This window comes from Burkholderia sp. WP42 (genome assembly GCF_000745665.1).
GTDB classification, from domain to species: Bacteria; Pseudomonadota; Gammaproteobacteria; order Burkholderiales; family Burkholderiaceae; genus Burkholderia; species Burkholderia vietnamiensis.
The window spans coordinates 406,376-418,432 of record NZ_JQJT01000003.1; the positions used below are offsets into that span (position 1 = coordinate 406,376).

A 12,057-nucleotide genomic window follows, 5' to 3' on the forward strand; every position below is an offset into this window, starting at 1 on the left:
ATGCACGATGCGCGTGCGCACGTCGTGCGCGCGTGCGTTCATGCGCCGCCGCGTCGGTCACGGCAGCGCCGGCACGTTGAAACCCTGCGCGGCGCGCGTGATCCGGAATTCGGTGACGCGATAGGTCGCGAGCCCTTCGGTCACGAACGGATCGGTGGCGAGAATCGCGTCGAGTTCGTCGCGGTCGATGCGCGCGGCGAGAATCACGCCGCCTTCGCGCGGCACCTTCGGCCCCGCCGCGATGAAGATGCCGCGCTCGAACAGCGGCTGCAGATACGCGCGATGGCGTTCGAGTGCATCGTCGATGCGCTCGAGCGACGCGTGGTACTGGATGTCGATGACGTACATGGATGATCCCGGAATGGCGCCGGCGCGCTGCGCGCCGGTCAGCCGGTCTTTGTAGCACAGGCGCGCACCGGTGTCGTGCCGTGCGCCGGCCGGTTGTATTCAAGTCGTAAGCGTCGCTGCCGTAAATACGTACGCAACCGTTTGCGCGCGGCTGGCCGTCGGCGCGCAGCGGGGCATGACTTCGACAACAAGGCACGTAGATGAGCAGAATGAGTTTGAACCGCAAGCTGTGGCTCGCGCTTGCGCTGGTATGGATCGGTCTGCTGGGCGTAGGCGCATGGAGCGCATACGAGACGCGCGCGACGATGCTCGCCGAACGCAAGCAAGGCATCGCGAATCTCGTCGATTCGGCGGCCGGCATCGTGGCCGCGTATCACGCGCTCGCGCAGAGCGGCACGCTGCCCGAGGCCGACGCGAAGCGCGACGCGCTCGCGAGCCTCGCCGCGATGCGCTACGGCGAGTCGGGCTACGTGTTCGTGATGGATTCGAAGCCGGTCGTGCTGATGCACCCGACGTTGCCGAAACTGGTCGGCACGCAGGTCGGCGATTATCTCGATCCGGACGGCAAGCCGCTGTTCGTCACGATCCTGAACGCCGCGAAGGCGACCGGCAGCGGCTTCGCCGAGTATCGCGGGCGACTGCCGCACAGCGAGACCGCGGTGCCGAAGATCAGCTACGTGACGCGCTTCGCGCCGTGGGACTGGAACATCTCGAGCGGCGTGTTCCTGAAGGACATCGATACCGTCTACTACCGCACGCTGTTCGGCCACCTCGCGGTCGTGCTGGTGATCGGCCTGGTGATCAGCGCGGCGATGCTCGTGATCATCCGCAACGTGCGCGGGAGCCTCGGCGGCGAGCCGGACGAAGCGGCCGCGCTGGCGGCCCGCATCGCGCAGGGCGACCTCACGCAGCCAGTGCCGGTGCGCGCGGACGACCGCACCAGCATGATGGCCGCGATGCGCGACATGCAGGCGCGCCTGCAGGCGACGATCGGCGGGATTCGTCAGTCGGCGGAGTCGATCGCGTCGGCGAGCCGCGAGATCGCGTCGGGCAACAACGACCTGTCGCAGCGCACCGAGGAGCAGGCCGCGTCGCTCGAGGAAACGGCCGCGAGCATGGAGCAGTTGACCGCGACGGTGAAGCAGAACGCCGACAACGCACGGCAGGCGAGCGGGCTCGCGAACAACGCGTCGGAGATCGCGCGCACCGGCCACGACGTCGTGAGCCGCGTGATCGGCACGATGGGGCAGATCGACGACAGTTCGCGCAAGATCGCCGACATCATCGGCGTGATCGAGGGCATTGCCTTCCAGACCAACATCCTCGCGCTGAACGCGGCGGTCGAGGCCGCCCGCGCGGGCGAGCAGGGACGCGGCTTCGCGGTGGTCGCGGGCGAGGTGCGCTCGCTCGCGCAGCGCAGCGCGACGGCCGCGAAGGAGATCCGCGCGCTGATCGTCGATTCGGTCGAGCGCGTGCGCAACGGCTCGGCGCTGGTCGGCCAGGCCGGCACGACGATGGGGGAGATCCTGCAGGCGGTCGCGCGCGTGACCGACATCATGGGCGAGATCGCGGCCGCATCGGAGGAGCAGGCAAGCGGCATCACGCAGGTCGGGCGCGCCGTCACGCAGATGGACCAGGTGACGCAGCAGAACGCGGCGCTCGTCGAGGAGGCCGCGGCCGCCGCCGCGTCGCTGCAGGAGCAGGCCGGGCGGCTGCGCGAGGCGATCGGCGCGTTCCGCGTCGCCGAGGCGGCCGGCGGCGCGCGCTGACTCATCCGGCCGGCGGGCGGCGGCCGGTGGCCGTGGCGGCGGTCGTTCGTCGGCCCCGTTGCGGTGCATACATATATGAGCGGGATGTATTTCACTTCCGCGCGATCCTGTGACACCATTTGCCCCTTCCTGCGAGTCCGGGGATACCCGTATCGCGCCCCTATTTCAGTTAGCAACGAAGTGAGAAACAGATGAAGCGTCGCAGTCTCCTGAAGGTATTTTCCGTGGTGGCCACCGGTGCCGCGCTGACGCTGTCGGCGGGCGCCCACGCCGAAGACAAGGTGATCAAGGTCGGTACGGTTGCCGGCCCGGATGCGCAGGTGTGGCAGGTCGTGCAGAAGGTCGCGAAGGAGAAGCAAGGCCTGAACGTGAAGGTCATCGAGTTCAACGACTACGTGCAGCCGAACGCGGCGCTCGACGCGGGCGACCTCGATGCGAACAGCTTCCAGCACCAGCCCTACCTCGACAGCCAGGTGAAGCAGCGCGGCTACAAGATCGTCAGCGCGGGCCTGACCTACATCTCGCCGATCGGCGTGTATTCGAAGAAGTTCAAGGCGCTGAAGGATCTGCCGCAAGGCGCGAAGCTCGCGGTGCCGAACGATCCGTCGAACGAGAACCGCGCGCTGCTGCTGCTGCAGACGCAAGGCGTGATCAAGCTGAAGGCCGGCGCCGGCACGGGCGGCAACAACGCGACGGTGCTCGACATCGCCGAGAACCCGAAGAAGCTGAAGATCTCCGAGCTCGACGCCGCGCAACTGCCGCGCGTGCTGTCGGACGTCGACGCGGCCGTGATCAACACGAACTACGCGCTCGCCGCGAACCTGCAGCCGACCAAGGACGCGATCGCGCTCGAATCGCTGACGAGCCCGTATGCGAACCTGATCGCCGTGCGCGCGAAGGACAAGGACCAGCCGTGGGTGAAGAAGCTGGTCAGCGCGTACCAGTCGCCGGAAGTGCGCGAATTCATCAAGAAGCAGTTCAAGGGCTCAATGGTCGCGTCGTTCTGAACGCCGCACACCGGTCCGATTGCCGACCCGAAGGGCCTGCCGCGCGCAGGCCCTTTTTCATTGGGGCGGGCGCTGGCCCGTGGCCGCTGGCGGCGCGTGCGGCCACGGGCACGTTCATCTGACGAAAGGCCGGTTTCGTGCCGAGACTGTGCGACGCGGGCGCATTGCCATATACTGTATATCCATACAGTTGTGGGTGGCGTCATGCTCGCATCCTCCATTTCTCCCGAATCCCTTCATCCGTCGCTGTGGCGCGGTTCGCAGCTCGCGCGCGGCGGCCCGCGCACGATCGACACGGGCTTCGCGTCGCTGTCCGCCGAGCTGCCGGGCGGCGGCTGGCCGGTCGGCGCACTCGTCGAGCTGCTGGCCGCGCAGCCGGGCTGCGGCGAGATGCGCCTGCTCGCGCCCGCGCTCGCGCAGTCGGTCAGCGCGCGGCGTCCGCTCGCGCTGGTCGCGCCGCCCCATGCGCCGCATGCGAGCGCGCTGGCCGCCCTCGGCGTGCCGTCCGATGCGCTGCTGTGGCTGCGCGCGGGCAGCCGTACCGACGCGTTGTGGGCCGCCGAGCAGGCGCTCAAGACGGGCTGCTGCGGAGCGCTGCTGCTGTGGCAGGACGCGCGGCCCGATGCACTGCGGCGCCTGCATCTGGCGGCCGCGCGCACCGGCGACACGCTGTTCGTGATGCTGCGCGCGCTGTCGGCCGTGCGGCAGCCGTCGCCGGCCGTGCTGCGCGTCGCGCTGCATCCGGTGCCGGGCGGCGTGTCGCTCGACATCGTCAAGCGTCGCGGGCCCGCGCGCAGCGAACCGCTCGCGCTCGAATTGCCGTCGCCCATCGTGGAGAGCCGCTATGCGCGTCTTGCTCGGCATCCATCTGCCGCGCCTGCCGCTCGACGTGTGCGCCCCGCCGCCGTCTGACGCAGAAGCCGGCGCGGCCGGCTGCGCGGTGCTCGAGCAGGGCGTCGTGCTGATTGCCGACGCGCCCGCGCGCCGGCACGGCGTGCGCGCGGGCATGAAGCGCGGCGGCGTGCTGACGCTCGCGCCCGGCACGCGGCTCGTCGAGCGCGATCCGGCGCGCGAGGCCGACGCGCTGCGCGCCGTCGCGCTCGCGTTGCTGCGCTTCTCGCCGTGCGTCGCGCTCGACGACGAAGCGACGCTGATCGTCGACGTCGGCCCGAGCCTGCGGCTGTTCGGCGGCTTGCCGTCGCTGTGCCGCCAGGTGCGCGCGACGCTCGCGGCGCTCGGCTATGCGGCGCACCTGTCGGCCGCGCCGACCGGGCGCGGCGCGTGGCTGCTCGCGCGCACGTCGGCGCGTGCGCGGGTGCGGCGCCGCGTGGCGCGACCGGCTTCGCTCGGCCGCACGCTCGATCGGTTGCCGTGCGTGCTGCTGCCGGATGCGCGTCCGTATGCGGGCTGGCTCGACGGGCTCGGCTGCCGCACGCTCGCCGATCTGCGCGCGCTGCCGCGCGCCGGGCTGCAGCGCCGCTGCGGGCCCGCGCTGCTCGCGGCGCTCGATCGCGCGTACGGCGATGCGCTCGAGCCGCTCGCATGGATGACGGTGCCGCCCGTCTTCGACGTGCGGCTCGAGCTGCCGGAGCGCGTCGAATACGCGCAAGCCGTGCTGTTCGCCGCGCAGCGGCTCGTGGTGCAGCTCTGCGGCTGGCTGGCCGCGCGCCAGCTGTCGCTCGCTGCGATGACGTTCGATCTCGAGCACGAGCGCGGCCGCCAGGCCGTGCCGCCGACCGCGCTGGAGCTCGCGTTCGCCGCGCCCGTGCGCGACGAAGCGCACTTCATGCGGCTGCTCGGCGAGCGGCTCGCGCGCGTCGAGCTGCCGGCCGCGGTGATCGCGGTGCGGCTGAAGGCCACGCGCGTCGAATCGGTCGCGCCGCCGGCCGACGATCTGTTTCCGGAGCCGGGCGGCACGCGCGAGACGCGCGCGCGGCTGTTCGAGCTGCTGTCGGCGCGGCTCGGCGCGGACAACGTGCTGCGCGCGGCGCGCGTCGCCGATCACCGTCCGGAGGCCGCCAACCGCTGGCTGCCGCTCGACGCGCAGGCGGGCAAGGCCGCGGCCGGGCCGCCCGACGCGCCGCCGCGTCCCGCATGGCTGCTGGCCGAGCCGTTGCCGCTGCTGATGCGCGGCGAGCGGCCGGTATTCCATACGCCGCTCAGGATGATGTCGTCGGCCGAGCGGATCGAAGGCGGCTGGTTCGACGGGCAGCACGTGGCGCGCGACTACCACGTCGCGCAGGACGAAGCGGGTGCGTGCTACTGGGTGTTCCTCGAGCGTTCCGAAAGCGCGGCCGAGCCGCGCTGGTTCCTGCACGGCCTGTTCGGGTGAGCGACGATGGCCGCGCAAATCACCTGGCTGCCCGACTACGCGGAGTTGTTCTGCCGCTCGAACTTCTCGTTCCTGCATGGCGCGTCGCATGCGGAGGAGCTCGTCGCGCGCGCGGCGGAGCTCGGCTATCGCGGCCTCGCGATCACCGACGAATGCTCGCTGGCCGGCGCGCCGCGCATGCATGTCGCCGCGCAGGCGCAAGGGCTGCCGCTCGTCGTCGGCGCGTATTTCGCCGTCACGCCCGATGAGGTCGCGCCGGGCCACGATCCGGGGCCCGGCGCCTTCGGGCTCGTGCTGCTCGCGCAGAACCGCGAGGGCTACGGCAATCTTGCCGAGCTGATTTCCTGGCGGCGCATGGCGGCGCCGAAGGGCACCTACACGCTGACGTCGCGGATGCTGTCGGCGCCGCCTGCGGCGTTCGCGCACCTGCGCGGCATGCCCGACTGTTTCGCGATCCTCGTGCCCGTGTATCCGGTGCGCGCCGACGTGCTCGATGCGCAGGTCGCATGGTTTCGCGCGACCTTCGGCGAGCGCGCGCGGCTCGGGCTCGTGCAGTTGCAGCGCGCGCTCGACGGCGCGCAGCGCGAGGAGATCCGCGCGGCCGGCGAGCGGCGCGGCGTGCCCGTCGTCGCGCTCGGCGACGTGACGATGCACCGGCGCTCGTGCAAGCCGTTGCAGGACGTGATGACGGCGATCCGCGTCGGCATGCCGGTGGCCGAGTGCGGCTACGCGCTGGCGCCGAATGCCGAGCAGCACCTGCGGTCGCGGCAGCGCATCGGGCAGCTGTACTCGCCGGACGAGATAGCGCAAACCTGCGAGATTCTCGACGCGTGCGATTTCGAGCTCGGCTCGCTGCGCTACGAGTATCCCGACGAGATCGTGCCGGCGGGGCTCACGCCGACGCGCTATCTGGAACAGGAAACCCTCGCCGGCGCGCGCGCGCGTTATCCGCGCGGGGTGCCGGAGAAGGTCGCGAAGCTGATCCGCCATGAGCTCGACCTGATCGCGAAGCTGAGCTACGAGCCGTTCTTCCTGACCGTCTACGACATCGTCAAATTCGCGCGCAGCCGGAACATCCTGTGCCAGGGCCGCGGCTCGGCTGCGAATTCGGTCGTCTGCTATTGCCTCGGCATCACCGAGGTCGATCCCGATCAGAGCACGATGCTGTTCGAGCGCTTCATCAGCGAGAAGCGCGGCGAGCCGCCCGACATCGACGTCGACTTCGAGCACCAGCGCCGCGAAGAGGTGATTCAGCACATCTACCGGAAGTACGGCAAGGATCGCGCGGCGATCGCCGCCGCCGTCTCGACCTACCGCCCGCGCGGCGTGCTGCGCGAAACCGGCAAGGCGCTCGGCGTCGATCCGATGCTGGTCGACCGCGTCGCGAAGGCGCACCGCTGGTTCGACGGCAGCCGCGATCTGCTGAAGCAGTTCGCGTCGACTGGGCTCGATCCGGCCACGCCGCTGATCGCCACGTGGGCCACGCTCGCCGCGCGGCTGCTGAACTTTCCGCGCCACCTGTCGCAGCACTCGGGCGGCTTCGTGATCAGCCGCGGCAAGCTCACGCGGCTCGTGCCGGTCGAGAACGCGGCGATGGACGGACGGCGCGTGATCCAGTGGGACAAGGACGATCTCGAAGCGCTCGGCCTGATGAAGGTCGACGTGCTCGCGCTCGGCATGCTGTCGGCGCTGCATCGCGCCTTCGACCTGCGCACCGCGTGGCGCGGCCCGCAGCCGGACGGCGAGCCGTTCACGATGAAGCACGTCCCGCAGGACGACGAGGCGACCTACGACATGATCTGCCGGGCCGATACGGTGGGCGTGTTCCAGATCGAGTCGCGCGCGCAGATGTCGATGCTGCCGCGGCTGAAGCCGCGCAACTACTACGACCTCGTCGTCCAGGTGTCGATCGTGCGGCCGGGGCCGATCCAGGGCGGCGCCGTGCATCCGTACCTGAAGCGGCGCCGGATCATGTCCGGCGAGGAGCAAGGCAAGGTCACCTATCCGAGCGACGCGCTCAAGGAGGTGCTCGAGCGCACCCTCGGCGTGCCGATCTTCCAGGAGCAGGTGATGCAGATCGCGATCGTCGCGGCGGGCTTCACGCCGGGCGAGGCCGACGAGCTGCGGCGCGCGATGGCCGCGTGGAAGCGCAAGGGCAATCTCGAGAAGTATCACGACAAGATCGTCGAAGGGATGCTCGCGCGTAATTACACCCGTGAATTCGCCGAGCAGATCTTCGAGCAGATCAAGGGCTTCGGCGAATACGGCTTCCCCGAAAGCCACGCGGCCAGCTTCGCGAAACTCGCGTATGCGAGCAGCTGGCTCAAGTGCCACGAGCCCGCGATCTTCGTCGCGGCGCTGCTGAACAGCCAGCCGATGGGTTTCTATGCGCCCGCGCAGCTCGTGCAGGACGCGAAGCGCCACGGCGTGCAGGTGCTGCCGGCCGACGTCACGCAAAGCGGCTGGGAGACGTCGCTCGAAGCGCTGCCCGGTCAGCCGCCGCCACACGGCCAGCCGGCGGTGCGGCTCGGCCTGGCGCTCGTGCGCGGGCTCGGCGAGGCGGCCGCGCGGCGCATCGAGGCCGCGCGCGCGGCCGGCCCGTTCGACAGCGTCGACGCGCTCGCGCGCCGCGCGCAGCTCGAGCGGCGCGATCTCGAGGCGCTCGCCGCCGCGAACGCGCTGGCGGCGCTCGCCGGCCATCGCCGCGACGCATTGTGGCAGGCCGTCGCCGCGGCGCCCGAGCGCGACCTGCTCGCCGCCGCGCCGATCGACGAAACGGAGCAGCCGGCGCTCGGCGCGCCGTCCGAAGCCGACGACATCCTCGCCGACTATCACACCATCGGCCTGACGCTGAACCGCCATCCGGTCGCGCTGCTGCGGCCCGCGTTGCGCGCGCAGCGGCTGTCGTCCGCGGCCGAGCTGCGCGACCGTCCCGACGGCCGGCTCGCGCGCGCGTGCGGGCTCGTGATCGCGCGGCAGATGCCGGGCACCGCGAAGGGCGTGATGTTCATGACGCTCGAAGACGAAACGGGCTGCGTGAACGTGATCGTGCGGCCCGAGCTGCTCGCCCGGCAGCGGCGCGAAACGCTCGACTCGCGGCTGCTCGCTGCGTCGGGCGTGTGGCAGGTCGTCAGCGACGTGAGGCACCTCGTCGCGCAGCATTTCGAGGATCTGACGCCGCTGCTCGGCGGCCTGCGCACGTCGAGCCGGGAATTTCACTGAGGGCGCGACAGAGGGCGGGGCGTGTCGATTGCCGCTCACCGCTCACCGCTCACCGCGAAACGCTCATCCATACACCGGTCATCCCGGCTCACCCGCACCTCGCTCGGTCGCATGCATACCAGTGGCCCTAACTGGTTCTATTCCGGTATCGTTTCTGCCTCGTTGCGCACGCCGAAGCGAGGCTGCAACCCGTCCCTTTGCATACCACTCCGGGTAAATCCCTATCCAGCATCGCCTTGTAAACAAAGGACTTCTTGCGACTAAACCGCTTGTCGGACAAGGCTTCCCGCGATTTCCACACGTCTAATACCAGTTCGTTGACTGGTATTATGGTGGTTATATAATGCGTTCACTTTCGACGGCTCGACGGCCGTCGTCCGACCCGCGGAGGCATATGGAAACCGGCTGCTCCGAACTGGCGCCCGATCCCCTCGACGACACGCCGCTGTATCTGCAGCTCGCCCGCAATCTGGCGAGCGCGATCCACGCTGGCGCGTGGCGCGCGGGCGAGGCGCTGCCGTCGGAGCGGCTGCTGTCGGACACGGTCGGCGTATCGCGCATCACGGCGCGCCGCGCGCTCGCGCTGCTGGTCGAGCAGGGGCTGATCCGGCGGGTGCGCGGGGCGGGCAGCTTCATCACGCCGCGCGTCGCCGATCCGCTGTCGCGGCTCGTCGGCTTCACCGAGAAGATGCGGCAGCGCGGCTTCATCCCCGATTCGGTGTGGCTCGCGCGCACGCTGCGCGTCGCGAGTCGCGACGAAATCGCGCATCTGGGGCTCGCGCCGGGCGCGACGGTTGCGCGGCTCGAGCGGCTGCGCCGCGCGGACGGCACCGTGATGGCCGTCGAGCACTCGACGCTGCCGGCCGCGGTGCTGCCCGATCCGCAGGCGCTCGGCGCATCGCTGTACGACTATCTGGCGGCGCACGGGTCGAGCGTCGTGCGCGCGCTGCAGCACTTTCGCGCGGCCAACGCGACGCACGAGATCGCGAAATGGATGGGCGTGAAGCCGGGCGCGGCGCTGCTGGTGATCAGGCGGATCGGCTATGGCGCCGATCAGCGCGCGCTCGAAGTGACCGAATCGTATTGCCGCGACGACTATTACGACTTCGTCGCCGAACTGAAACGCTGACGCGCGAGACTGCGCGCGCCACACGACTGGAACGCAATGCAACGCAACGGAACGCAATCGCGCGCAATGCATCCCAACGAACTGGCACATCGCGACGCGGCGCTCCGCGTCACCGGATCATCAAGAGAAACGTCATGCTGACTGGCAACATCCTCACCCCCGACGGCTGGATTCACGGCTCGCTCGACAGCGAGAACGGCCGCATCACGATGGTCGACGGCACGCCCGCCGACCCGGCCAACAACGACGCGCCGTACATCCTGCCCGGCTTCATCGATCTGCACGTGCACGGCGGCGGCGGCGCCGACGTGATGGAAGGCGGCGACGCGATCGAGACGATCGCGCGCACCCACGCGCAGTTCGGCACGACGAGCCTGCTCGCCACCACGATGACCGCGCCGCGCGACGAGCTGATGGAAGTCGTCGCGAACCTCGGCACCGCCGCGCGCGCGCGCACGCCGGGCGGCGCACGCGTGCTCGGCGTGCATCTCGAAGGGCCGTACATCAACCCCGGCAAGCTCGGCGCGCAACCGGACGCGGCCGTGTCGGCCGTGCTCGACGAAGTGCTGAAATACCTGTCGATCGCGCCGATTCGCGTGGTCACGCTCGCCCCGGAGATCGCCGGCCACATCGAGATCATCGGCGAGATGGCCGCGCGCGGCGTGCGCGTGCAGCTCGGCCACTCGCTCGCGACGTACGACGACGCGGTCACCGCGCTCAAGCACGGCGCGTGCGGCTTCACGCATCTGTTCAACGCGATGTCGCCGCTGCATCACCGCAACCCCGGCCTCGTCGGCGCGGCGCTCGCGCATGCCGAGTACGCGGAAATCATCCCCGACCTGCTGCACGTGCATCCCGGCGCGATCCGCGCGGCGCTGCGCGCGATCCCGCGCCTGTACGTGGTGACCGACAGCACGTCGGCCACCGGCATGCCCGACGGCGAATACCGGCTCGGCAGCCAGCACGTGACCAAGTGCCTCGGCGGCGTGCGGCTCGCCGACGGCACGCTCGCGGGCAGCACGCTGACGATGGATCAGGCGCTGCGCAACCTCGTGTCGCTCGGCCTGCCGATCGCCGACGTGTCGAACCGCATGTCGCGCTACGCGGCCGACTACCTCGGCATCGCGGATCGCGGCCGCCTCGAGCGCGGCGCATGGGCCGACCTCGCGGTATTCGATCGCGACCTGAACCTCACCGCGACCTACGTCGAAGGAGAATCGATTGTCGAATATGCTTAAGGAAGCACGCGAGGCCGCCCAGGTCGTCGCCGCGCAGCTCGCCGATACCGCGCGCGTCGAGGCGCTCGCCGGCCAGCTGCTCGATCACCCGCCGGCCGTCGCGCTGACGGTCGCGCGCGGCAGCTCGGATCACGCCGCCAGCTATTTCGCGAGCCTGACGATGAGCCGCCTCGGCGTGCCGGTCGCGTCGCTGCCGATGTCGGTCGCGACCTTGCAGCAGGCGCCGCTGAAGGTGCACGACCAGCTCGCGCTCGCGTTTTCCCAGTCGGGCCAGAGCCCCGATCTCGTCAACACGATGGCCGCGCTGCGCGAAGCCGGCGCGCGGACCGTCGCTGCCGTCAACGTGCTGCCGTCGCCGCTCGCCGATGCGTGCGAGCACCAGTTGCCGCTGCTGGCCGGCCCCGAGCTGTCGGTCGCCGCGACCAAGAGCTATATCGCGATGCTGTCGCTGTCCGCGCAGATCGTCGCGTTCTGGCAGCGCGACGCCGCGCTGGTCACCGCGTTGCGCGGCCTGCCCGACGTGCTCGCGCAAGCGGGCCGGCTCGACTGGTCGGCGGCGGTGGCCGCGCTTTCGGGCATCGAGCGGATGATCGTGATCGGCCGCGGCCTTGGCCTCGCGATCGCGCAGGAAGCCGCGCTGAAGCTGAAGGAAACCTCGGGCATCCAGGCCGAGGCATTTTCGAGCGCCGAAGTCCGGCACGGCCCGATGGAGCTGATCGAGCGCGACTATCCGCTGCTCGTGTTCGCGCCGCCGGGGCCGGAGCAGGCCGGGCTGCTGCAGCTCGCGCAGGACATGCGCGCACGCGGTGCGGCGGTGCTGCTCGCTGCGCCCGCCGGCACGCCGGGCGCGAACCTGCCGCTCGCGCAGTCCGCCCATGCGGCGCTCGATCCGATCGCCGCCATTCTGTCGTTCTACGTGATGGCGGCCGAGCTCGCCGTCGCGCGCGGTCGCAATCCCGACACGCCGCGTCACCTGAACAAAGTCACCGAAACGCACTGATAGCCGAGACAG

General features: G+C 70.3%; 9 protein-coding genes. 8 read left to right on the top strand and 1 reads right to left on the bottom strand.

All coding sequences use genetic code 11. From position 1 onward, the window contains the following. Positions 1 to 57 precede the first annotated feature (57 nt). A complete protein-coding gene (locus tag EX20_RS01875) occupies positions 58 to 348 on the bottom strand; it encodes a YciI family protein (protein WP_011886093.1) in 291 nt (96 codons plus the stop codon). 200 nt (positions 349 to 548) lie between these two features. Between EX20_RS01875 and EX20_RS01880 the strand changes: the two genes are divergently transcribed. The 8 genes from EX20_RS01880 to EX20_RS01915 all read left to right on the top strand — a co-directional run bounded on the left by EX20_RS01880 (position 549) and on the right by EX20_RS01915 (position 12,045). Continuing rightward, positions 549 to 2,117: a methyl-accepting chemotaxis protein gene (locus EX20_RS01880; protein WP_011886092.1), complete on the top strand. Its 1,569-nt coding sequence runs from the start codon at positions 549 to 551 to the stop codon at positions 2,115 to 2,117. 191 nt (positions 2,118 to 2,308) lie between these two features. Beyond that, positions 2,309 to 3,124, top strand: coding sequence for a MetQ/NlpA family ABC transporter substrate-binding protein (locus EX20_RS01885; protein ID WP_011886091.1), 816 nt, complete (start codon positions 2,309 to 2,311; stop codon positions 3,122 to 3,124). A gap of 204 nt (positions 3,125 to 3,328) precedes the next feature. Further along, positions 3,329 to 4,036, top strand: a complete 708-nt coding sequence (gene imuA, locus EX20_RS01890; protein WP_011886090.1) for a translesion DNA synthesis-associated protein ImuA — start codon at positions 3,329 to 3,331, stop codon at positions 4,034 to 4,036. Further along, a complete protein-coding gene (locus tag EX20_RS01895) occupies positions 3,969 to 5,456 on the top strand; it encodes a Y-family DNA polymerase (RefSeq protein ID WP_034192548.1) in 1,488 nt (495 codons plus the stop codon). Before imuA ends, EX20_RS01895 begins: the two co-directional genes overlap by 68 nt. A 6-nt stretch (positions 5,457 to 5,462) precedes the next feature. Continuing rightward, positions 5,463 to 8,678, top strand: coding sequence for an error-prone DNA polymerase (locus tag EX20_RS01900; RefSeq protein WP_011886088.1), 3,216 nt, complete (start codon positions 5,463 to 5,465; stop codon positions 8,676 to 8,678). Between the two features lie 394 nt (positions 8,679 to 9,072). Beyond that, the gene (locus EX20_RS01905; RefSeq protein WP_034192549.1) at positions 9,073 to 9,807 is read left to right on the top strand and encodes a GntR family transcriptional regulator; all 735 of its coding nucleotides are present in this window, start codon (positions 9,073 to 9,075) and stop codon (positions 9,805 to 9,807) included. Positions 9,808 to 9,941: 134 nt separating this feature from the next. Then, positions 9,942 to 11,045: an N-acetylglucosamine-6-phosphate deacetylase gene (nagA, locus tag EX20_RS01910; protein WP_011886086.1), complete on the top strand. Its 1,104-nt coding sequence runs from the start codon at positions 9,942 to 9,944 to the stop codon at positions 11,043 to 11,045. Beyond that, on the top strand, positions 11,038 to 12,045 hold the full coding sequence (locus tag EX20_RS01915; RefSeq protein WP_014723683.1) for an SIS domain-containing protein: 1,008 nt from the start codon (positions 11,038 to 11,040) through the stop codon (positions 12,043 to 12,045). Before nagA ends, EX20_RS01915 begins: the two co-directional genes overlap by 8 nt. Positions 12,046 to 12,057: the final 12 nt, after the last annotated feature.